The sequence below is a fragment of the Pseudomonas bohemica genome (assembly GCF_002934685.1).
GTDB classification, from domain to species: domain Bacteria; phylum Pseudomonadota; class Gammaproteobacteria; order Pseudomonadales; family Pseudomonadaceae; genus Aquipseudomonas; species Aquipseudomonas bohemica.
The window spans coordinates 69281-92382 of sequence record NZ_NKHL01000104.1 but is presented as its reverse complement, the minus strand read 5'-3'; the positions used below and the strand labels follow the sequence as shown (position 1 = coordinate 92382).

Genomic DNA, 23102 nt, shown 5'->3' with positions numbered 1-23102 from the left:
TCGCGAAAGCCCCGCAGGGCTTCAAAGTACCGATCCCAAGCCAACATCAAAATCGCCTCAATCTAAATCCAGACAAAAAAAGACCCCGAATATCGGGGCCTTTCAGTCAGAGGGTGATTTCAATGCTGCGGCCCCGATCCCTGTGCCAGACCGAACATCAACAACAGCAGATCATGATCCGGGCGTACAGGCGAAGCTGCCTTCGCCACCCGCGGCAAGGGACACCGTCCCTCGCCGTGTACTGCGCTCAGAATCTGTGCCTTGGGCTGTTCCCAGGCAGCCATGGCGATGGATGCGATACCCAGCGCCCCGACTAAAAACAAACCTCGAGCGACTTCTAACTTCATCGATCTAAACCTTTGATAGGGCTGCCAAACGCCGTCTCGTAAAAGTAGACGAGCTTGCTCCAGTCCGCTGGTTTAAACGACGAGTGGCGCCGCAGCTGCTTCATGTCATGTTGAGCGGCGCCGTAAGCGGTCAAACGCTGACGGCACTTCTCCAGATCCAGCAGCGCAACCTCGGGTTTGGCGTCCGCGCCTTCCCCCACCACACGCACGAAAACATGCTTGATATAGATGCAACTGTGTTGCCAGCGCCCCTTATGCATGCGCGCCAGATTGATGGCCAGTTCCTTGAGCATCTGCTCGTAGACCGCTTCGCCATACTGCTCCCGACCGCCGGCCTTGAGCCAGTTTTCGAATTCGTCGAAACCGTCCAGCGAGGCGGTGACCAGCAACGCACGCCATTCATTGTTCTCGTCTCGCTCGGCGCCGCAGAACACGATGCGCGCCACGTTGACGTTGAGTTGGCGCAGCCCTTCCAGCGCATCACGCTCGCGCAGCACCGTCGGACGGCCGAACGGGTGCAGCCAGCTGCGATAAATGTGACCGACCTGCCGTTTGACGTACAGCAGCCGGCCATTCTCCGACACGACGCGTTGTACGCCACTTTCACCACCACGACGAACGTTGGGTTCTTCCACCCAGTCGCCCTTGGTATTCCAGAAATAGGCAAAACGGTCCTTGGCGGGAACGGTCAATTCTGCTGCAAAATCCACGGCCATCCTGTTACCTCTTACGTAATAGATATACACGCCACATGGCGTACAACGGCAGGAAATCCAAGCGCTCCTGGATGCGAAATCCTGCCTTCTCGAATTCGGCTTCTACTGTGGCCACCGGTAACACAAAGCGGTTCTGGTACCCCGCGCGCTGACGGGTACTTTCAGCACGCTTGCGTTTCCAGGCCTTGAAATTCCCGTCTACCCACAGCGAAACGATCACGCTGTCACGCGTGACCCTATGAAACTCGTTGAGCAACACCGCTCTGTCCTCGGCCTTGCCGACATGGTGCAGCAGACGCATACAAAAGATGCTGTCCACCGCGTTGTCAGGCATGTCGATGGCGAATGCAGATGTCTGCAAGGGCCGTACCCGCTCCACCACCTCGGCCGGTTGCGCTGCGCACGCAGTCTTGACCATCGACGCCGAATTGTCGGCCCCGATGATTACGCGGTTGGCCTTCTCCGCCAGCAACGGCCAGAAGCGTCCCGCACCACAGGGCAGGTCCAGAACCAGCCCCGGCTCGCCGGCAAGCGCCAGGGCGCGCCTGGTCAACTGTTTATCGCGACGATCTGACAATCGTCGAGCCAATCCGTCCGTGTGTTTCCGTAAATATTTTCTGGCGTGCTCGTCGTCATATTTACGAGAGAAATCAAGCTCGATCCGCTTGCCCATAGCCGTATCTCCTGAAGGTGATACAGCCAAAATTAAGAGGATTTGCGTCGTCCTCTGGTCATGCGGATGTGAAAAAAACGTCCCTTGACAGGCGCAAATGTTACGAGGTTTTTCCGAAAGAAAGGGCTAGCATATTGCTATAACTGCTCAGATCGCAGCAACATTTACATTGCCTATACATTCCCGCGCAATAACCCGTCAGGCCTTCGCGACCAACTTTTTATCGAACTCGACAATGAAACGGCAGCCGTTGGGTTCCATAGTGTCGAGGCTGACCGTCCAGCCCTGGTTCTCGCAGATCCGCTGAACCAGCGACAACCCCAGACCCAAGCCTTCGCCACGTTTTTCGTTGCCGCGCACAAAGGGCTGAAACATTGCTTCGCGTTTTTCTTCGGGAATGCCGACGCCCGAGTCCTCGACGGTGAAGCCGATGGGCAACAGAGTGAGCCGAATGAAGCCGTGATCGGTGTAATGCAGCGCGTTGCGTAGCAGGTTGCCCATCACGGCATACAGAAAGGTGGCGTTGTGCGGGGTTTCAGAGGCGCGCTCGGGGTAGTACTCCAACCGCAATCCCTTGGCTTCGATCGGCTCTCGCCAGAGGGTAAGCAACTGTTGAGCGGCCCCTTGCAGCGACAACTGCGGGTTCATGCCGGCATCATCGCGCTGCGTGCGGGCGAGCATGAGAAAGGTCTGCACCAGATCGCGCATTTCCTCACAGGCGCGCCCTACCCGCTCGACCTGCGCCCGCGCGCGCTGATCGAGCGCCGGGTTTTCCAGGAGCAGTTCACAGGAACTGGCGAGCACCATCAGCGGCGTTCGCAGTTCGTGGCTGACGTCACTGGTGAACATCCGTTCACGGGTCAAGGCATCGCGCAGACGCCCCAGCGTGGCGTCGAAAGCCACGGCCAGCTCTCCCACTTCATCGGCGGCATAATCGGGTGCCAGTGGCGGCGCAAGGCCGAGCAACTGATCCCGATGCCGAACCTGGCGAGCGAGTCTCACCACCGGCGCCATCACCCGGCGCGCCAGTACCCAGCCCAGAAACACCGCCAGCGCCAGCGCCAGCACGAAGCCCACCAACACGACCGCGAACAGCACCCGCTCGCGCTCCTCGAAATCGCTTTGATCCTGCAGCAGGACGTAATGCCGACCGTCCACTACCTCGACCATTGCGTGGTACGACAGCGGCCCCCTGAACACTTCGTGAAAGCCGGGCTCCAGATGACGCAAATCCTTGGGCAGCTCGAAGTCCCCCGGCCCACCGCTAAAATAGAACAGCTGATCAGGCTCGGGACGATGGCTCCAGTCCTCGACGCTGTCCATCAGCAGCAGACGCGTCAAGTCGCCGCCCAGACCGGCTGAAATCAGCTTCTCTTCGACCAGATGAACCGTCGCGACGATCCCCATGGCGAAAGACCCGGCCACCAACGCGCTCATCAAGGCAAAGGCAATGATGATCCGCTGGGCAAGGCTCTGCTTAAACTCCATCGCGGCCCTCGGCCAAGCGATAGCCCACGCCGTGCACCGTCTGCAGCAACGGCTTGGCAAAGGGTTTGTCGATAACCTGACGCAACTGGTGGACATGACTGCGCAGACTGTCGCTGTCCGGGCAGTCATCGCCCCACAGGGCTTCTTCGAGGACCTCCCGGCGCAACACGTGAGGGCTTTTCTGCATCAGCACCGCCAATAATTTCAGCCCGACCGGGTTGAGCTTGAGCATGCGGCCTTCGCGGGTCACTTCCAGGGTATCGAGATCGTAGATCAGATCGGCGACCTGCAAGGTACGCCGGCCTCCACCCTGAGCGCGACGCAGCACCGCTTCGATACGGGCGGCCAGTTCCGACAGTGCGAACGGCTTGAGCAGGTAATCGTCGGCGCCGGAACGGAAACCCTGCAAGCGGTCGTCGAGCTGGTCACGAGCGGTAAGCATGATCACCGGCGTGTCGCGACGGGCATCTTCGCGCAAGCGCTTGCACAGGGTGTAGCCGTCGATGCCCGGCAACATGATATCGAGCACGATCAGGTCGTAATGCTCGGTCGCCGCCAGATGCAGCCCCGACAGACCGTCCTGGGCGCAGTCCACGGTATAGCCTTTCAAACCCAGATAGTCCGCCAGGTTCGCCAGGATGTCGCGGTTGTCTTCAACCAGCAGAATTCTCATGGGTGCATGTCTCCATATGCGGTTGTCGGCATGACCCGGGACAGCTTCGCAATCGCGGCTGGCAGGTCAGAGTTGGCGGCAGCTTAAGGCCAAGCGCGTCCAAGGGCCAGCACCGCGGCACATAACGTTTTTTTCACTCCCGATTCACGGCACGGCGACAGCCCGGCCGCCAGACTGCCGAACGCTCTCGGTCGTCCTTATTCGCCCTCCTTGCCATCACACGGGATTCACTATGTCTGAAGTTTTTGAACGGCCCGCCTCGCGCTCGATCAATCTGTGGGTTTATCTGGGCATCCCGGCGCTGACTGCCATCATCTTGCTGCTGCTGGAGCTGACCTCGCTGGACATGGACATCGCCAGGATCGCTTACGACCCCACGGCCGGGCAGTTCATTGGCAGGCACAGTTATTTCCTGGAAAACATCCTGCACGACCGCGCCAAACAGGTGGTGATTGCGCTCGGCGCGCTGTCGTTCGCAGGCTTCATTGCTGCTTTTTTCGTCGAGTGCTTCAAACCCTGGAAGCGGGAGCTAGGGTGCCTGGTGCTGTCGATGGCGCTGTCGACCAGCTTTGTTACGCCGGTCAAGGCGGTGACAGCGGTTCAATGCCCGTGGAGCCTGACCGAGTTTGGCGGCCAGGAAACCTACAGCGAACTGCTCAGTCCTCGCCCTCCTACCGATAAACCCGGCCGTTGCTGGCCAGGTGGGCATGCAGCGACGGGCTTTACGCTGTTTGCACTGTTTTTCGTCTTACGTGATCGCCGTCCGCGGCTTGCCAAGGCTGGGCTGATCTTCGCGTTCGGGTTGGGCACGGTGTTTTCGGTGGGGCGGATGCTGCAGGGCGCGCATTTCTTTTCGCACAACATCTGGACTGCGGTGTTCTGCTGGCTGATTTGTCTGGGCGCTTATTACGCCGTGCTGTATCGGCCGGTGGGTAAGCAAAACAGGGTCGTTGTTGGGGAGCCGGTTGCCGGGTAGGCGGGTGTTTGCACTCCGGCACCGCTTTACAGCGCGCCGGTTTCGGCGTCGGTTTTGCGTGTGTATCCGTTTTGCGTGATGGCATGGATGGCCGATGGTGGCGGGCCAAACCGGGAGCAAAAGCCCTTGGCTGCCCTTGGGAATAGAGAGCGGTGTGCTGCTCCAAGTAACTCGCCGAAGGCGAAACAGTTCGGCCGACTGGTCGAACCTGAATCGGCGTCACCACAGAAAACGGATATACACACCCATCCCAACGCCAATAACCACCCCCCCAAAAAAAGCCATAAAAAAACCCCGCCGAAGCGGGGTTCTTTATGCATCAGCGCAAGGCTGGCTTACATCATGCCGCCCATACCACCCATGCCGCCCATGTCTGGCATACCGCCGCCAGCTGGAGCCTTGTCATCAATCACATCAGCAATCATCGCTTCAGTGGTGATCATCAGACTGGCAATCGAAGACGCCGCCTGCAGAGCAGAACGAGTCACTTTAGCCGGGTCCAGGATACCCATCTCGATCATGTCGCCGTATTCGCCAGTAGCAGCGTTGTAACCGAAGTTACCCGAACCCTGCTTGACCTTGTCGACCACAACGCTAGGTTCGTCGCCCGAGTTGGCAACGATCTGACGCAGAGGAGCTTCAACGGCACGACGCAGCAGGGCGATACCGACGTTCTGATCGGCGTTATCGCCTTTAAGCTCGGAGATAGCCTGCAGAGAGCGAACCAGCGCTACGCCACCGCCAGGTACCACGCCTTCTTCGACGGCTGCACGGGTTGCGTGCAGGGCGTCTTCAACGCGGGCTTTCTTCTCTTTCATCTCAACTTCGGAGCCGGCACCGACCTTGATTACCGCAACGCCGCCAGACAGCTTGGCCAGACGCTCTTGCAGCTTCTCTTTATCGTAGTCGGACGAAGTGTCGCCGATCTGCTGACGAATCTGAGCGATGCGACCGTCGATGTCACCACGAACGCCAGCACCGTCGATGATGGTGGTGTTTTCTTTGTTCAGCACGACGCGCTTGGCGTTACCCAGGTGCTCCAGGGTAGTGCTTTCCAGGCTCAGACCGATCTCTTCGGAGATAACGGTACCGCCAGTCAGGACAGCGATGTCCTGCAGCATGGCCTTGCGACGGTCGCCGAAGCCTGGCGCCTTGACGGCTGCGACTTTGACGATGCCACGCATGTTGTTCACAACCAGAGTCGCCAGGGCTTCGCCTTCAACGTCTTCGGCAACGATCAGCAGCGGACGGCCGGCTTTGGCAACGGCTTCCAGTACTGGCAGCATTTCGCGGATATTGGAGATCTTCTTGTCGACCAGCAACAGCAGCGGGCTGTCCAGCTCGGCAACCATGGTGTCCGGCTTGTTGATGAAGTACGGAGACAGGTAGCCACGGTCGAACTGCATGCCTTCGACGACCGACAGCTCGTTTTCCAGACCCGAACCTTCTTCAACGGTGATAACGCCGTCTTTGGTCACTTTTTCCATGGCTTCGGCAATGATGTCGCCGATGGAATTGTCGGAGTTGGCCGAGATGGTACCGACCTGAGCGATGGCTTTGGTGTCGGTGCAAGGCTTGGACAGCGATTTGAGCTGAGCAACGATGGCGATGGTCGCCTTGTCGATGCCGCGCTTGAGGTCCATCGGGTTCATGCCGGCAGCAACGGCTTTCAGGCCTTCGTTGACGATGGCTTGAGCCAGAACGGTAGCGGTGGTGGTACCGTCGCCAGCGTCGTCGTTGGCGCGGGAGGCAACGTCTTTGACCAGTTGCGCGCCCATGTTTTCGAAACGGTCTTTGAGTTCGATTTCTTTGGCAACCGACACACCGTCTTTGGTGATCAGAGGAGCGCCGAAGCTTTTCTCGATGATGACGTTACGGCCTTTCGGGCCCAGGGTTGCTTTTACCGCGTCAGCCAGGACGTTTACACCGGCGAGCATTTTCTTACGGCCAACGTCGCCGAATTTAACTTCTTTAGCAGCCATGATCGATATTCCTTAAATACTTTGTAGTAACGGGAAAATGAGGGGTATCAACTCAGCCTTCGACGACCGCGAGAATTTCGTTCTCGCTCATCACCAGCAGGTCTTCGCCGTCTACTTTCACAGTGTTGCTGCCGGAGTAAGGGCCGAACACCACTTTGTCACCCACTTTCACGGCCAGCGCACGTACCTCACCGTTGTCCAGGATGCGACCGGCACCGACGGCGATGATTTCGCCACGGTTTGGTTTCTCGGCAGCCGAACCTGGCAGAACGATGCCGCCAGCAGTCTTGGTTTCTTCTTCGCTGCGACGGATTACGACGCGGTCATGCAGAGGACGAAGCTTCATTGTCGATCTCCTAATTATGGTTTTTGAACGCCCGGTGTTGGCACCGGCGGGTTAAACATCCCGGGCTTGCCGGTTACGATTCGCGAGCGAACCGTAGAATACGGTCTGACGAAATGCGCCAGAAACCTTGCGGTGACCCATACATAAGGGCGGGCAAGCTGATTACAAGGCTCGACGAAGAATTTTTTTACGCGCGAACGGGGTCGCAAAAACGCACACGGCACCCTAAGGTGCCGTGCTGAACGTGAAGCCGAAATCACTTTTTATCCACAGGCTCGAACTCGCCTTCGATGACTTCACCTTCGATCACCTCAGGCTGACGTGCACCCGGACGCGCTGCGCCGGGGCTGGCCGAACGTAGATCGTCAGCAAACGCTCGCTGGCGACTGGCTGCCGCTTCGGCGCGCTGACGCACTTTACTCACCAGCACGCGGCGGGTGAACGGCATCAGGCAGATCAGGCCCAGCACATCGCTGATGAAGCCGGGCAACACCAGCAGACCGCCGCCGACCGTCATCATCAGGCCATCCATCATCTGCTGGGCAGGCAATTCGCCCCGCGCCAGACTGGCACGAGCACTGATAGCGGTCGCAAGCCCCGCCACCCGCACCACGAAAATCCCGAGCATGGAACCGGCGACAACCAACAGGAAGGTCGGCAGAAAGCCGATCGACATCCCGACTTTCACCAGCACGAACAACTCGAGCACCGGAAAAAGCAATAAAAGCAGTAGAAAAGCGCGCATCAATTAGTTTCCTCAACGGAAGAAGGCTTCCAGTAGACACTAGGTGAAGTCGCAAAGTCGTTAATTCAAGCTTCTATCGCTTCAGTGGTCGGCCATTTTTCTGCGTGAGCCAGCTGAACCAGGGCCTGGCGGACTTGTGTCGGCGTATTACAAGGCTCGGCGAAGGCCAGCCAGTGCAGGCTTTGGCCGATGCGCAGGTGCATGCCTTCGCTGTCGATGCCGACCAGAACCGCAGGCTCGGTCCGTGGCAGCCCGGCGAGTTCGACATAGTGAGCGATGGCCTTGGTGTGATCCTGGTTCATGTGCTCGACCATGCTGGTCTCGGCAGCACCGGCGAACGGGTTGGTCAGCGCCACGTCGTCGAGCCAGTGAATCGCACCAAAGCCGCCGATATAGCGATAACGCACGGGCACCAATACCCAGAAGTCGAAATCGTGAGCGCTGTGATAGCTCGCCGATTCCGGAAAGTAGCGGTAATAACGTTGCGCGGCGGCATCGATCGCAGCTTCGTCGGTGATTTTCTGTGCGTCGGCCATCACCGTGACACGGCCGACCGACTGCACGTCCTCGGCTTCGCGCTCGCCGACGATCATCGAGCACTTGGGGTCGAGTTGCAGGTTGTGGGTGTGCTGAGCGATCCGGCTGATCAGGATCAGCGGGCGGCCCTGGTCGTCCAGGCAATATGGCACCACGGAGCCAAACGGATAACCGGGCATCGACCTGGAGTGAGTCGACAGCACGCCGCGGTACTCCTTGAGCAACAGTGCTCGGGCTTGCCGGTTGGCTTTGGCGCTCATGATGGGGGCTCCTGAACAGGTGAAATCGACGAATACGAGAGACGCGCAGCAGCGTGCGGCATGTGAGGGCACACGATAATCGTTATCGCGCAAGGGTGCCAGATTGAGGAGGCGTGACGATTTTGCGGGGGATCAGCGTAAAAAAATCAGGCCAGGCCTCACTCTCGCTTGCGTGAATCAGGCCCGCGCTATGAACTGGGTGTAGCAGCCCGGCTTGTCGGCCACAGCGTCCGTCCGCCATCGCTGGCAAGACGTGCTGCCACAGAGAAGCTATGTCCCGTGGAGCCTCGCCTGCCTATATAAAGAAGAACTTACCAGGCCACGCCGAAACCGGCGGTATAGCGGGTCTTGTCCAGATCGCCGTTGTCGGAACCACTGATGTTGTCTTTTTCGGCCTTGACGTTGAGGGAGGCCCATTCGGTGACCTTGTAACGCAGACCGACTTCAGCGTCGAGGCTGTAATCGGCAACGCCGCCGATAGGTTTACCCACTTCACCGTTAGTGAAGAACTCGACCTTCTTGCCAATCAGGAAACGGTTGTAGTCCCAGGTGCCGGAGACAGAATAGAAGTGATCTTTCTCGTTGTTCGAGTATTCAAAGTCAGTGCGGTTGAGCAGCGCCCCGACCTTGAAGGCTCCGAGCTCGTCATCCCAGAACTGATAACCCGGACCAGTACCCACCGTGCGCTGGCGGTCCAGGTCTTCGATGGTGTCACGTTTGTAGGTCAGACGGCCGTCCCAGAACCACTTGTCCGTGATGAAACGGTCGACCGAGTACTCCATGCTCCAGTTATTGGTGGTGGTCAGATCGTCCTGCGATTCGCGGTTGTACTCGCCCTTGGCGTTATGCCGCCATCTGCCATGGGTGGCCGAGGTCTTGAAAGCAATGTTGTAATCGTCGGTATCGTTTTCGGCACGCTGGAAGTCCAGGGCCGCGTCGATATTGCCCTTCCAGACCAGATCGGTCACCACGGGCTTGGGCTTCATGATCTGCTGGATGCTGGCCAGTTCGACAGTCTTCGGCGCATCGCCGTTGGTCAAGGTGACCTTACCGTCGTCGGCTGCGTGCAGCGACTTGGAAATTTCGCCGCTGTAAGCGTCCTGCTTGACCAACAGGTGTTGGTCGCTTTCCAGCGTCTTGATTTCTTTCCAGTCCAGCGGAATATCGCCTGCATACTGGGTATTGAGCAGCAGCTTGCCGCCATCGAAGACCTTGATGGTCCCGGTCAGCTTGTCACCGTTCTTCAACCAGACGGTATCGGCGAACAAAGGAGTTGAAGCGCTGGAAATGGCGAGGCACAACAGGGTTCTAGACAACATAAGCGACGACAAGGCTCTGGCTGGCGGTAAATCGGGCATTATCCCGCAGGACAACATCAAGGTAATCCAAGGAAAGCTGGCACAGGTATCACTGACCGTAGGAAATTTCCCTAGTTCCTTATCGAAAATTCCCGCTGGCCCTTTAAACAGGAACGAATGCGTGACCGAACACTCTCCCCTCCTCGACGACCTGACCGGGTTATCTCCCGCAGAGGCCCGGCGCACGGCGCTTTACCTGACATTGCACCAGGTGCCGGAGGGCAAGGTGGTCAGTTACGGCCAATTGGCCGAACTGGCCGGTTTAGGACGAGCGGCACGTTTCGTCGGCCGCACCCTGAGCCAGTTGCCAGATGGCAGCACCCTGCCCTGGCATCGCGTTCTGGGTGCTGGCGGAAAGCTCAGCCTGGCCGCCGGAACCGTTTCCGGCGAGGAACAGCGCGTGCGTTTGCGAGCCGAAGGCGTGACCATCCGTAACAATCGTGTGGATATGCAACGGCATGGCTGGCGTCCGACAGAGCACAACGGTTAGAGTGCGCGCTTTGTTCACGCAAACTGAGGCAGATTCCAGCCCATGCCCCGCAAAACCTGGCGCGCCGCGCTCGCCGCATATGCCAGCCCCTCTACGTTCGTGCTGTTGTTGCTCGGCTTCGCTGCGGGCATGCCCTATATGCTGGTGTTCTCCACCCTCTCGGTCTGGCTGCGTGAGGCCGGTGTCGCTCGTGAAACCATCGGCTACGCCAGCCTGATCGGCCTGGCCTATGCCTTCAAATGGGTCTGGTCGCCTCTGCTGGATCAATGGCGCCTGCCACTGCTTGGCAAATTGGGGCGTCGTCGTTCATGGCTGGTGCTTTCGCAATCGCTGGTGACGCTGGGCTTGATCGGCATGGGTTTTTGCGACCCGCAACAACATCTATCCTGGCTGATCGCAATCGCCGTGCTGGTGGCCTTCTCTTCGGCGACCCAGGACATCGCCATCGACGCCTACCGTCTGGAGATTGCCTCCGAAAGCCAGCAAGCCACTCTGGCGGCGAGCTACATGGCGGGCTATCGCGTCGCCGCCCTGCTGGCCACGGCAGGCGCCCTGTATTTCGCTGAAGGCTTCGGGTCCACCGGCTTTGCCTACAAACACTCCGCGTGGACCGGCACCTATGTGCTGTTCGGCCTGCTCATGCTGCCTGCGCTGGTAACCACGCTGGTCATGCGCGAACCCGCCGTGCCGCTGCGCACCCAGCTGTCGGCGGCGCGCTACGGCTTCGCGCATCAGCTGGCGTCGGTGTTCGTGCTGATCATCCTGCTGGTGTCCGTTCCGGCGATGTTCACCCAGCTGTACAACACTGATTTCGCCAGCGTGCTGTTCCAGGGCACCACCTGGAAAAGCCTTTTGATGGAAGACCGCGCCTTCCTGCGCGCCATTCTCTACACCGTGCTGACGGCCGCCTGCCTGTCGTCCATGGGCCGACGCGGCTTGGCGCCGGTGCTGACCCCGATCAACGATTTCATCCTGCGTTATCGCTGGCAGGCGTTCCTGTTGCTCGGCCTGATCGCCACCTATCGCATGTCCGACACAGTCATGGGCGTGATGGCCAACGTGTTCTATATCGATCAGGGTTTCACCAAGGACCAGATCGCCAGCGTCAGCAAGATCTTCGGCCTGGTGATGACGCTGCTTGGCGCAGCCTTCGGCGGTCTGGCGATCGTGCGCTTCGGCATCTTGCCGATCCTGTTCATTGGCGGCGCCACCTCGGCGGCGACCAACCTGCTATTCCTGATGCTGGCCGACATGGGCCCGAACCTGAAGATGCTGATCGTCACGATCTCCCTGGATAACTTCAGCTCGGGTCTGGCGACCTCGGCGTTCGTGGCGTATCTGTCGAGCCTGACCAACCTCAAGTTTTCCGCCACCCAATACGCGCTGCTCAGCTCGATCATGCTGCTGTTGCCGCGTCTGATCGGGGGATATTCAGGTGTGATGGTGGAGAAGCTGGGCTATCACAACTTCTTCCTGGCAACAGCGTTGATGGGTGTACCGACCCTGTTCATGATTGCCCTGCATTGGGCGCAGGAACTGCGCAAGGAAACGCGGGATGAGGAAGAAAAGCCTGCCGACGCACCGGTTACCGAAAGGCCATGATTTCGCGCCGATGTGCTTTTGATTTTGGCCGGAGGCCGTAGGCGTCTGGCTTGCCGCTTTGCGCCAGGTCATCGGCAAGCCGGACGCCTACGCCCTCCGGGCAGAAACAGAAATGCACGGCTGGCTCCAACAAAAAGCCCCGATCTCTCACGAGTCGGGGCTTTTGTCGTTTCAACGCGCAGGATCAACGCTGAGGCACTGCTTCCTGCTGTTCCTGCACCACACGAACTACCCGCTGCGGGAACGGGATGTCGATGTTGGCGGCGCGCAGACGATCGCGGATCTCGGCGTTGAAGCGGTTGGATACATCACCGAAGTCGCCAGTCTTGGTCCAGACGCGCAGCGATACGGTGATCGAGCTGTCGCCCAATGCCGCTACCACCGCTTGCGGTGCCGGATCTTGCAGCACGCGCGGATCGTCAGCCATTTCCGTCAACACGCCAAGCGCCTGCTTGAGGTCTGCGTCGTAGTCGATGCCCACGTCGAAGGTGATCTTGCGGGTTGGCTGACGGTTAGTGTTGGTGATGATGCCGTTCGACAAGTTGCCGTTGGGCAAGATCACGGTCTTGTTGTCGCCAGTGCGGATGATCGTGTGGAAGATCTGAATGTTGTCAACAGTACCTGCCACGCCTTGCGCTTCGATCCAGTCGCCAATGCGGAACGGACGGAATAGCAGAATCAGCACCCCGCCGGCGAAGTTGGCAAGGCTGCCTTGCAACGCCAGACCGATGGCCAGGCCGGCCGCACCGATCGCGGCAACGAATGAAGTGGTTTCGACACCGATCATCGAGGCGACGCTGACGATCAGCAGAATCTTCAGAATGATGTTGGCCAGACTGCTGATGAAGCCTTGCAGTGCCAGATCCACGTGACGCAGTGCCAACAACGCGCCGACCTTGGAAGTCAGCTTATTGATCAGCCACCAACCCACCAGCAATACGATAACGGCCAGCAGCACGCGGCTACCGTACTGCATGACCATGGGAAGCCAGGCTTGGGAAGCCTTGACCAGATGATCCATCTGGCCGTTCAAATCCAGATCCATTGAGTGCTCCTTGTGGTCGCGAAACGAAAGACAGAAACGATGACACCCCCAGGGCGCCATCGATTCAAAGGGACTTGCACTCGGACGCGCACAAACCGTTCAGGTTCCGGTGCAGCGGCCAAATCCATCCGCAAAAAGCAGAGGCAAGTCGCCGGGGTGATCAATCGCGGAAGTTGTTGAACTGCAGCGGCATGCCGAATTCGTGACCGCGCAGGGCCGCGATGGCTTCCTGCAGATCGTCACGTTTCTTGCCGGTCACGCGCACCTGCTCGCCCTGAATGGAAGCCTGAACCTTGAGCTTGGCGTCTTTGATGTGAGCGACGATCTTCTTCGCCAACTCCTTGTCGATGCCTTCCTTGAGCACGGCTTCCTGTTTCATCAACTTGCCGGAAGCATAGGCGTCCTTCACTTCCAGGCATTGCACGTCGATCTTGCGCTTGACCAGGGCCAGCTTGAGGATTTCGACCATCGCTTCAAGCTGAAAGTCGGCCTCGGCGGTCAGGTTGACGGTGAGGTCCTTTTCCTTGAACTCGAAGCTGCCTTTGCCTTTGAGGTCGTAGCGACGGTCCAGCTCCTTGATCGCGTTGTCGACGGCATTCGTGACTTCGTGTTTATCCAGTTCGGACACTACGTCGAACGAGGGCATGTAGATTCTCCAATTGATACGGCGCGGCTCGACATGTAGATGGAGCACGCCTGACTTGACGGTATGAAAGCCCGGTCATTATAACGAGACTTTTCCCCTGTTCATGTGAGCCTGCGATGTCGTTTTCGTTTTCCTTTCCATCGCGGCTTGACGACCTGCGGCGTGACGCCCTGTGAAATCCACCCTCTGGCACATACTCGGCGCAGGCAGTCTCGGCGGTCTGTGGGCGGCAAGGCTGGCGCGCGCAGGATTGCCGGTCCGGCTGATCCTGCGTCACGAAGAACGCCTGAAGGCTTACAACGCCAAGGGCGGCTTGACACTGAGCGAGCAAGGCCAGCGGCAGACGTTCCCTATTCCGGCGCAAACGCTGGACGATCCGCAGCCCATCGTGCGTCTGCTGGTGGCCTGCAAGGCCTATGACGCCGAACGTGCAGTAGCCCGCATCGCCCCGCGGCTGGCGCCCGGTGCCGAGGTACTGCTGTTGCAGAATGGCCTCGGCAGTCAGGAGGCGGTTGCCGCTCTGGTTTCGCAGGCGCGCTGCATCTTCGTTTCCAGTACCGAAGGCGCGTTTCGGGACGAGGACTTCAGCGTGGTCTTCGCCGGACAAGGCGCCAACTGGCTCGGCGATGCACAGCAACGCCCTGCCCCGGTCTGGCTTGATGAGCTTGCAGCAGCCGGTATTGCGCACCAATGGACCCCGAATATTCTCGACCGCCTGTGGCGAAAGCTGGCGCTGAACTGTGCAATCAACCCGCTAACGGTGCTGCATGACTGTCGAAACGGGGAATTACAGGCCCATGCAGGCGATGTCGGCGCGCTGTGCGACGAATTGGTGGCAGTGCTGAAATGTTGCGGTCATGCTCAGGCCGCTGCCGGTCTGCACGAGGAGGTGAACCGGGTGATTGCGGCCACGGCGGCTAACTACTCGTCGATGTATCAGGACGTGTCTGAGGGGCGCAGAACCGAGATCAGTTACCTGTTGGGCTACCTTTGCATCGCTGCTGAACGTCATGGCTGCCAGGCGCCGCTTCTGAATCGACTCCGCGAGCGGTTGATCAAGCATCTGAAAGTAAAAGGCCTGCCGAGCGACTAGGTCCGTCAATCGTGCATCGCGGGTTTGCTCTGGGCCGGAACAGCGCTAACCTGCCTGTTCCTCATCTGCCAGTGACCCCGTCCATGCCATTGCGCCAGCGCCTCGAAAACCTGCCGGTCGGCCAGAAATTGCTGGCCGCTCTGCTGGTATTGCTGACCACCGTCCTGCTGGTCGCCAATCTGACCTTCATCAGCGCCGCCTACTACATCTCTCAAGAGGCCATGGCGCCTCAGGCCTTGCAGACGATCGGCCGACTGATCAGCAACCCCGGCCTGTCCGAGCAGGCGCTGTCCTCGCCCTATCACGCTCAGGCGCTGCTCAAGGAGCTGAAGAACTATGAGCCGCTCCGCGCTGCCTCCGTTTACGACAGCAGCGGCAACCGACTGGCGCAGGTGCAACAGGGCGACAAGCTGCGGCTGCCCGATCATTACCGCAATCTCGAAAGCTGGCGGATCACCGAATTTCGCAATACCCAGGTGATCCCGATCCCCAAACAGGGCCAGGCGCCGGGGCACCTGTTGCTGGTGGCGAGCAGCGAACTGCCGACAGCCTTCTACACCGGCACGCTGACGGCCAGCCTGGGCATCCTGATTTTCAGCGTGTTGCTGTGGGCGGGCGTGGCGCGGCAGATTCGCCGTTTCATCACCGAGCCGATTTACCAACTCGAAGAGCTGTCGCGCCGCGTGACTCGCGAAGAGAACTACGCCCTGCGAGCTGGCCCCGGCAATCAGGACGAAATCGGCTCTTTGGCTGAGGCGTTCAACACCATGCTGTCGCGCATGGAGGCCCGCGAGCAGCAGCTCAAGCGCGCACGCGATGACTCTCAAGAAGCTTACGATCAGGCTCAGGGGCTTGCCGAAGAGACGCGCCATACCAATCGCAAGCTGGAGCTGGAAGTTCAGGTACGCAGCAAGATCGAGAAAAAACTTACCGGCTTTCAGAATTATCTGAACAGCATCATCGATTCCATGCCGTCAGCGCTGATTGCACTTGATGAGCAGCTGTACGTCACGCAATGGAACCAGGAGGCAGGCGCCCTCTCCGGCACGCCGCTGGACGAAGCGCTCAATCAGCCGATCTTTCTGGCCTTCCCGCCGATGAAGGCGTTTCTGCCGCAGATCAGGCAGACCGTCGAACGCCACGGGGTCACCAAAATCGAGCGGGTGACCTGGGTCAAGGGTGAGCTGACCCGCCACTTCGCACTGACGTTCTATCCGCTTACCGGCGGCGCTGGCCGTGGCGTCGTGATCCGCATCGACGACATCACTCAACGCCTGTCGCTGGAAGACATGATGGTGCAGTCGGAAAAAATGCTCTCGGTGGGCGGTCTGGCCGCTGGCATGGCGCACGAGATCAACAATCCGTTGGGCGCGATCATGCACAACGTGCAGAACATTCGTCGGCGCCTGTCCCCCGAACTGCCGAAGAACCTGGAGCAAGCCGAGCAAGAAGGCATAGAACTCAACGCAGTGAATCAGTACCTCAGTGCCCGCGAAGTGCCGCAGCTGCTCGACGGCATTCAACAGGCCGGCGCCCGAGCAGCGAAGATCGTCAGCCACATGCTCAGTTTCAGCCGGCGCAGCAATCGGCAGATGGCGCCGTGCGACCTGCCAGCGTTGATTGATCAGGCCGTCGAAATTGCCAGCAACGACTTTGACCTGACCATCGGTTTCGACTTCAAGGGCCAGAACATCATTCGCCAGTTCGACCCCAAGCTGGGCCCGGTGCCGGGTACAGCCAACGAATTGGAACAGGTGTTGCTGAACCTGTTGAAAAACGCAGCCCAGGCGATTCATCAGCGCGAGAACGAGAACGAGACCGAGCCGGGACGCATCATTTTGCGCACGCGCCTCAATCCGCCGTGGGCGGAAATTCAGGTCGAAGACAACGGTATTGGCATGTCCGAAGCCGTACGCAAACGCACCTTCGAGCCGTTCTTCACCACCAAGGAGATTGGTCAGGGCACGGGGCTTGGGCTGTCGGTGTCGTACTTCATCATCACCAACAACCACAAGGGCCAGATGGAGGTGCACTCTACCCTCGGCCAAGGCACCTGTTTCACGCTACGACTGCCATTGGCGGGCAATCCGATGAACGTGCCGCCCCCTCAGATCATTGGTCAGAACGACCGGGAGTAGAACCATGGGATTTCGCTTGTCGAAAATTTACACACGCACCGGCGACAAGGGCGAAACCGGCTTGGGTGACGGCCGCCGGGTGCCCAAGGATCATCCGCGGGTCGAGGCCATCGGCGAAGTCGATACGCTGAACAGTCAGTTGGGACTGCTGCTGGCGAGCCTTGAAGGTTTCGCGGAGGAAACGCCAGCGCTGCGGGAGATCATCGACGTGTTGGCACCCTGTCAGCACAGGCTGTTCGATCTGGGTGGCGAACTGGCGATGCCGCAATACCAGGCGTTGAGTACCGCGGAAATCGAACGGCTGGAAGCGGCCATCGATGTCTGGAACGACGAACTGGGGCCACTGGAGAATTTCATTCTGCCGGGGGGCTCAGAATTGATCGCACAGGCCCACATGTGTCGCAGCCTGGCGCGCAGTGCCGAACGCCGTTGTCAGCACCTGAACGCCATCGAACCGCTGGCCGGGGTAGGCCTGGCGTATATCAATCGCTTGTCGGACCTGCTGTTCGTCGCAGCGCGGATCATCGCGCGTCGGCAGGGCGTGGCGGAGATTCTGTGGCAAGCGGCGAAGAAACCGAACTAATCACAACCTTTGTAGGAGCGCAGTTGCCCGCGATTGCGGTGTGTCAGGCACGCAGAGGTATAAGACGATCGCATTCGCGGGCAAGCGCGCTCCTACCGAGGTTTGGCGCCTGTCCGGTAGATATCAATCAAACCCGTTCCGCCAGAACGCCCGAATCCCCGCCACGCCCTGCGCGCCGTTTTCCCACGCGCGCTGACGCTCTGACGGACCGACCCCGCCCAGCAGATAAACCGGCTTGCTGAATCCGTCGATCAATTCTCGCGCCTGTTCCCACCCCAACGGCTGCGCATCCGGGTGGCTTTGCGTGGGCTGTACGGGCGACAAGGTGACGAAATCCACACCCATTTGCTCGGCCAGGGACAGTTCTTCGGCGTTGTGACATGAGGCCGCCAACCAGCGGTCTTGAGGAAACGGACGGCCCTTGCTGGCGTACTTGCGCAATTGCGCGCTGGTCAGGTGCCAACCGGCAGCCGGAAAGTCGCCCAGCCACTCCAGCGGGCCCTTGAGCATCAACTGGGCCTTGCCCGCACAAAGTCCCACCGCGTCCACCGCAACGTCGCGATATTTGGGGTCGTACCCGTTCGGCGCACGCAGTTGAACCAGCTTGATGCCGCCGGCAATGGCCCGTTGTATGCCTTGCAGCAGCTGTGGGGTTTCCAGGGCGTCCGGGGTGATCAGGTACTCGCCCGGCAAACGTGCAGCGGCCACGATTGGCTGATTCGCTGCAGGAAACTCGTAGCCGGCCAAGTCCCGGTTGGACACCCAGGCCAATGGCTGGCCTTCCGCCCCGTGTGGCTCGCCGGTAAACGACGAGACTTCCCAGACATCGAGTAACACCTGCTTGTCCGGGTAGTCGTGCCTGATCTTGATCAGAGGGCGCGCAGCCGCAACCACGATGCCCAACTCTTCCTTCAACTCGCGGGCCAAGGCGGCTTCGACGGTTTCATCAGGCTCGACCTTGCCGCCGGGAAACTCCCACAGGCCACCCTGATGCTGCTCGTCAGCGCGCCGGGCAATGAGAATCTTGCCGTCCGTGCCACGAATGACCGCGGCAGCTACATGGATTCGTTTCACCTTTAACTTTCCTCTGGTACTGCCCGCTACGACACTATCGAGTATCGCCTGTAGCTGACCGGCCGGGCGGCGTTCCACTTGCCAAGCGGCGGCGACTTCAGGAACGCCGCCGCGAACAAGCCGTACTGCTACAGCTCAGCAGAGCTTAGTGAATCCGAAATCAGGTGCGGTATTCCGCGTTGATTTTCACGTACTCGTGGGACAAATCGGTGGTCCAGATCGTTTCGCTGCAATCGCCACGGCCCAGCTCGATGCGGATGGTGATTTCCTCTTCAGCCATCACCGCCGAGCCCTGCTCTTCGGTGTAGGTGGTGGCCCGCGCGCCTTTGCTGGCGATGCACACGCCGCTCAGGAACACATCGATCTTGCTCACGTCCAGATCAGGCACACCGGCACGGCCCACAGCGGCCAGGATGCGGCCCCAGTTCGGGTCGGAAGCGAACAGCGCGGTTTTGATCAGCGGCGAATGCGCGACGGTGTAGCCGACGTCCAGGCACTCCTGATGATTGCCGCCGCCGTTGACTTCAACCGTCACGAACTTGGTCGCGCCCTCGCCGTCACGCACGATGGCCTGCGCGACGTCCATGCACACTTCGAACACGGCTTTTTTCAACGCATCGAACAGCGGGCCCTTGGCTTCGGTGACTTGCGGCAGGTTGGCCTGACCGGTGGCGATCAGCATGCAGCAGTCATTGGTGGAGGTATCGCCGTCGATGGTGATGCGGTTGAACGACTTGTTGGCGCCGTCGCGTATCAGGTCCTGCAACACGCTCTGTGAGACCTTGGCGTCGGTGGCGATGTAGCCGAGCATGGTCGCCATGTTCGGACGGATCATGCCCGCGCCTTTGCTGATGCCGGTGACGGTGACCGTCACACCGTCGATCTGAAACTGACGGCTGGCGCCCTTGGGCAAGGTATCGGTGGTCATGATGCCGGTGGCCGCAGCCGCCCAGTTATCAACGGACAGATCGTCGAGCGCGGCGTGTAGTGCGCCCTCGATCTTTTCCACAGGCAGCGGCTCGCCGATGACACCCGTGGAAAATGGCAGCACGGCGCTGGCGTCGACTCCGGTGATCTCGGCGAGCCTGGCGCAGGTGCGCTCGGCAGCCGCCAGACCCGGCTCGCCGGTACCCGCGTTGGCGTTGCCGGTGTTGGTCAGCAGATAACGCACGGTGCCTTGTACGCGTTGCTTGGCCAGAATAACCGGTGCTGCGCAAAACGCGTTCAGCGTGAACACGCCCGCGACGCTGGAGCCTTCAGCGCAGCGCATGACAACGACGTCCTTGCGCCCAGGGCGCTTGATACCGGCAGAGGCGATGCCGAGTTCGAAACCGGGAACCGGGTGCAGCGTCGGCAGGGGACCAAGACCAACAGCCATGAAAATGCGCTCCTTGAAAAATTCAGGCCGTCCGCGGAATGACCGATACGGCGCGATCGATTGAAAAACGCCGCGACGGCTGGGCCGGTCGCGGCGTGGTATGACGGTTCAGATGAAGCGGGCCGACGTTTGCGGCTTAATTGATCTGACCGTGACAGTGTTTGAATTTCTTGCCCGAGCCACACCAGCACAGCTCGTTGCGACCCAGCTTCTGATCGTTACGCACCGGCGACAAAGCAGTGGCTGCAGCAACGGCAATGTCTTCACCCTCTTCGGCCAGCGCATCCGGCTGATCCAGACCTGGCGCTTCGGCGTGCTGGAATTGCATGCGCTGCGCGAGTTCTTCGGCTTCGCGACGCAGACGCGCTTCCTCTTCGGCTGGATCTTCACGGCGAACCTGAACGTGGGACAGCACACGAATGGTGTCGCGCTTGATCGAATCCAGCAGTTCCTGGAACAGGGTGAAGGACTCGCGCTTGTATTCCTGTTTCGGATTCTTCTGAGCGTAGCCGCGCAAGTGGATACCGTGACGCAGGTGGTCCATGGTCGACAGGTGGTCTTTCCACAGATCGTCCAGGACGCGCAGCAGAATCTGCTTCTCGAAGGTACGCAGGGCTTCGGCGCTGGCCTGGTCTTCTTTCTCGTTGTAAGCCGACATGATGGCTTCCAGGAGTTTCGGACGCAGGTTTTCTTCGTGCAGGTGATCGTCTTCGTCCAGCCACTGCTGGATCGGCAGCTTCACGCCGAAATCGCTGTTCAGCGCGGCTTCCAGACCCGACACGTCCCACTGCTCAGGCAGGGACTGTGGAGGAATGTGCGAGCTGATGGTGGCATCGAGCACTTCTTCGCGGAACTCGGCGATGGTGTCACCAATGTTGGTCGCAGCCAGCAGGCTGTTACGCATGTGGTAGATCACTTTACGCTGTTCGTTGGAAACGTCGTCGAACTCGAGCAGTTGCTTACGAATGTCGAAGTTGCGGCCTTCTACCTTGCGTTGCGCCTTCTCGATGGCGTTGGTCACCATGCGGTGCTCGATCGCCTCGCCGGACTGCATGCCCAGCGCCTTCATGAAGTTCTTCACCCGGTCAGAGGCGAAGATGCGCATGAGGCTGTCTTCCAGCGACAGGTAGAAACGGCTCGAACCGGTGTCGCCCTGACGACCGGCGCGACCACGCAGCTGGTTGTCGATACGACGGGATTCGTGCCGCTCGGAAGCGATCACGTGCAGGCCACCGGCCTCGATCACTTGCTGATGACGTTTCTGCCAGTCGGCCTTGATCTGTGCGATCTGCTCAGGGGTCGGGTCTTCGAGGCTGGCAACTTCGACTTCCCAGTTACCGCCCAACAGGATGTCGGTACCCCGACCGGCCATGTTGGTGGCGATGGTCAGCGCACCCGGACGGCCGGCCTGGGCGATGATTTCCGCTTCTTTCTCGTGGAACTTGGCGTTCAGAACCTTGTGATCGATGCCTTCCTTGCGCAGCAGGTTGGACATGTGTTCAGAGGTTTCGATAGTCGCCGTACCCACCAATACCGGGCGTTGTTCGGCCAGACAAGCCTTGATGTCGGTGATGATCGCCTGGTATTTCTCTTCGGCGGTCAGGTAGACCAGGTCGTTGAAGTCCTTACGTGCCAACGGCTTGTTCGGCGGGATGACCATTACGGCCAGCGAGTAGATCTGGTGAAATTCGAACGCTTCGGTGTCTGCGGTACCGGTCATGCCGGACAGCTTGTTGTACAGACGGAAGTAGTTCTGGAACGTGGTCGAAGCCAGGGTCTGGCTCTCGGCCTGGATGTTCAGGTGCTCTTTGGCTTCGATCGCCTGGTGCAGGCCTTCGGACAGACGACGCCCCGGCATGGTACGGCCGGTGTGTTCGTCGACCAGCAGGATCTGGCCGTCCTGAACGATGTATTCGACGTTGCGATGGAACAGCTTGTGCGCACGCAGACCGGCATAGACGTGGGTCAGCAGGCCGAGGTTATGCGCCGAGTACAGGCTCTCGCCTTCGGCCAGCAGGCCGACTTCGGTGAGCATTTCTTCGATGAACTGGTGACCGGCCTCGTTCAACTCCACCTGACGGGATTTCTCGTCGATGGAGAAGTGGCCCTGCTTGGTCACTACGCCTTCCACTTCCTCGATGTGCTGCTCGAGTTTAGGGATCAGCTTGTTGATTTCGGTGTAGAGCTTGGAGCTGTCTTCAGCCTGGCCAGAGATGATCAGCGGCGTACGGGCTTCGTCGATAAGGATCGAATCCACTTCGTCGATCACGGCGAAATTCAGCTCGCGCTGGAATTTGTCTTCCAGACTGAACGCCATGTTGTCGCGCAGGTAGTCGAAACCGAATTCGTTGTTGGTGCCGTAAGTGATATCCGAACCGTAAGCGGCGCGTTTCTCTTCAGGCGGTTGGAATGGTGTGACGACGCCTACGGTCAGGCCGAGGAATTCGTACAGCGGACGCATCCAGTTGGCGTCACGACGGGCCAGGTAGTCGTTCACGGTCACAACGTGCACGCCCTTGCCGGACAGCGCGTTGAGGTACACCGCCAGTGTCGCCACCAGGGTCTTGCCTTCACCGGTACGCATTTCGGCGATCATGCCTTCGTGCAGTGTCATGCCGCCGATCAGCTGAACGTCGAAGTGGCGCATCCCCATGACGCGCTTACCCGCCTCACGGCAGACGGCAAACGCTTCAGGCAGGAGCTGATCGAGGGTCTCACCTTTGGCTATGCGGGCCTTGAACTCTTCGGTCTTGGCGCGCAGTTGCTCGTCCGAAAGGGCCACCATTTGCTCTTCGAAGCTGTTGACGAATTGAACCGTCTTGAGCATGCGCTTCACTTCGCGCTCGTTTTTGCTTCCGAAAAGTTTTTTTAACAAAGGTGCAAACATATCGACAGGATCTTCCACACATAGGGATGGAGGGCGGCCCCGTGAGTCGCCCGTGCAGCCCTCAT

Annotated in this window: 21 protein-coding genes; 6 read left to right on the top strand and 15 right to left on the bottom strand. The window is 59.6% G+C overall.

Translation table 11 applies throughout. The features are described from left to right. Positions 1–119: 119 nt before the first annotated feature. The 5 genes from CE491_RS11930 to colR form a co-directional block, all read right to left on the bottom strand. The gene (locus CE491_RS11930) at positions 120–347 is read right to left on the bottom strand and encodes a hypothetical protein (protein ID WP_110948545.1); all 228 of its coding nucleotides are present in this window, start codon (positions 345–347) and stop codon (positions 120–122) included. Beyond that, complete coding sequence (locus CE491_RS11925; protein WP_110948544.1) at positions 344–1063, bottom strand: lipopolysaccharide kinase InaA family protein; 720 nt, start codon at positions 1061–1063, stop codon at positions 344–346. Before CE491_RS11925 ends, CE491_RS11930 begins: the two co-directional genes overlap by 4 nt. Before the next feature lie 4 nt (positions 1064–1067). Then, complete coding sequence (locus CE491_RS11920) at positions 1068–1736, bottom strand: class I SAM-dependent methyltransferase (RefSeq protein WP_110948543.1); 669 nt, start codon at positions 1734–1736, stop codon at positions 1068–1070. A gap of 198 nt (positions 1737–1934) precedes the next feature. Beyond that, positions 1935–3224, bottom strand: coding sequence for a sensor histidine kinase (locus tag CE491_RS11915; RefSeq protein ID WP_110948542.1), 1290 nt, complete (start codon positions 3222–3224; stop codon positions 1935–1937). Then, a complete protein-coding gene (gene colR, locus CE491_RS11910; protein ID WP_110948541.1) occupies positions 3214–3897 on the bottom strand; it encodes a two-component system response regulator ColR in 684 nt (227 codons plus the stop codon). The genes CE491_RS11915 and colR overlap by 11 nt, the downstream gene beginning before the upstream one ends. A 232-nt stretch (positions 3898–4129) precedes the next feature. On the opposite strand from colR, the gene CE491_RS11905 reads away from it, so the two are divergent. After that, a complete protein-coding gene (locus CE491_RS11905; protein ID WP_110948540.1) occupies positions 4130–4873 on the top strand; it encodes a phosphatase PAP2 family protein in 744 nt (247 codons plus the stop codon). Between the two features lie 335 nt (positions 4874–5208). Here CE491_RS11905 and groL read toward each other — a convergent pair whose 3' ends face one another. From groL to CE491_RS11875, 5 genes are all read right to left on the bottom strand, one after another. Next, on the bottom strand, positions 5209–6855 hold the full coding sequence (gene groL / locus CE491_RS11900; RefSeq protein ID WP_110948539.1) for a chaperonin GroEL: 1647 nt from the start codon (positions 6853–6855) through the stop codon (positions 5209–5211). A gap of 52 nt (positions 6856–6907) precedes the next feature. Then, complete coding sequence (locus CE491_RS11895; RefSeq protein ID WP_062384143.1) at positions 6908–7201, bottom strand: co-chaperone GroES; 294 nt, start codon at positions 7199–7201, stop codon at positions 6908–6910. 256 nt (positions 7202–7457) lie between these two features. Beyond that, complete coding sequence (locus tag CE491_RS11885; RefSeq protein WP_110948537.1) at positions 7458–7946, bottom strand: FxsA family protein; 489 nt, start codon at positions 7944–7946, stop codon at positions 7458–7460. A 65-nt stretch (positions 7947–8011) separates the two neighbouring features. Beyond that, entirely contained in the window at positions 8012–8743 is a 732-nt protein-coding gene (locus tag CE491_RS11880) for a HugZ family pyridoxamine 5'-phosphate oxidase (RefSeq protein WP_110948536.1), read from the bottom strand. A gap of 311 nt (positions 8744–9054) precedes the next feature. Then, the gene (locus tag CE491_RS11875) at positions 9055–10062 is read right to left on the bottom strand and encodes a DUF481 domain-containing protein (RefSeq protein ID WP_110948535.1); all 1008 of its coding nucleotides are present in this window, start codon (positions 10060–10062) and stop codon (positions 9055–9057) included. A 160-nt stretch (positions 10063–10222) separates the two neighbouring features. On the opposite strand from CE491_RS11875, the gene CE491_RS11870 reads away from it, so the two are divergent. Both CE491_RS11870 and CE491_RS11865 read left to right on the top strand, forming a co-directional pair. Then, positions 10223–10591, top strand: a complete 369-nt coding sequence (locus tag CE491_RS11870; protein WP_110948534.1) for an MGMT family protein — start codon at positions 10223–10225, stop codon at positions 10589–10591. A gap of 42 nt (positions 10592–10633) precedes the next feature. Continuing rightward, a complete protein-coding gene (locus CE491_RS11865) occupies positions 10634–12193 on the top strand; it encodes an AmpG family muropeptide MFS transporter (RefSeq protein WP_110948533.1) in 1560 nt (519 codons plus the stop codon). 184 nt (positions 12194–12377) lie between these two features. On the opposite strand, the gene CE491_RS11860 is transcribed toward CE491_RS11865, so the two are convergent. Next, positions 12378–13232, bottom strand: coding sequence for a mechanosensitive ion channel family protein (locus CE491_RS11860; RefSeq protein ID WP_110948568.1), 855 nt, complete (start codon positions 13230–13232; stop codon positions 12378–12380). A 166-nt stretch (positions 13233–13398) separates the two neighbouring features. Then, positions 13399–13884: a YajQ family cyclic di-GMP-binding protein gene (locus CE491_RS11855; protein ID WP_110948532.1), complete on the bottom strand. Its 486-nt coding sequence runs from the start codon at positions 13882–13884 to the stop codon at positions 13399–13401. A gap of 172 nt (positions 13885–14056) precedes the next feature. Between CE491_RS11855 and CE491_RS11850 the strand changes: the two genes are divergently transcribed. The 3 genes from CE491_RS11850 to CE491_RS11840 all read left to right on the top strand — a co-directional run bounded on the left by CE491_RS11850 (position 14057) and on the right by CE491_RS11840 (position 17698). Next, complete coding sequence (locus CE491_RS11850) at positions 14057–14977, top strand: putative 2-dehydropantoate 2-reductase (RefSeq protein WP_110948531.1); 921 nt, start codon at positions 14057–14059, stop codon at positions 14975–14977. 83 nt (positions 14978–15060) lie between these two features. Continuing rightward, on the top strand, positions 15061–17115 hold the full coding sequence (locus tag CE491_RS11845) for a sensor histidine kinase (protein WP_110948530.1): 2055 nt from the start codon (positions 15061–15063) through the stop codon (positions 17113–17115). A gap of 4 nt (positions 17116–17119) precedes the next feature. Next, positions 17120–17698 (top strand): cob(I)yrinic acid a,c-diamide adenosyltransferase, encoded by a 579-nt coding sequence (locus CE491_RS11840; RefSeq protein WP_110948529.1) that lies wholly within the window; start codon positions 17120–17122, stop codon positions 17696–17698. Positions 17699–17821: 123 nt separating this feature from the next. Here the strand turns inward: CE491_RS11840 and CE491_RS11835 are convergent, their stop codons facing one another. The 3 genes from CE491_RS11835 to secA all read right to left on the bottom strand — a co-directional run bounded on the left by CE491_RS11835 (position 17822) and on the right by secA (position 23037). Then, positions 17822–18772, bottom strand: a complete 951-nt coding sequence (locus CE491_RS11835; protein WP_110948528.1) for a Nudix family hydrolase — start codon at positions 18770–18772, stop codon at positions 17822–17824. A 160-nt stretch (positions 18773–18932) separates the two neighbouring features. Beyond that, on the bottom strand, positions 18933–20150 hold the full coding sequence (gene argJ, locus CE491_RS11830) for a bifunctional glutamate N-acetyltransferase/amino-acid acetyltransferase ArgJ (protein ID WP_110948527.1): 1218 nt from the start codon (positions 20148–20150) through the stop codon (positions 18933–18935). 136 nt (positions 20151–20286) lie between these two features. After that, positions 20287–23037, bottom strand: a complete 2751-nt coding sequence (gene secA, locus CE491_RS11825; RefSeq protein ID WP_110948526.1) for a preprotein translocase subunit SecA — start codon at positions 23035–23037, stop codon at positions 20287–20289. Positions 23038–23102: the final 65 nt, after the last annotated feature.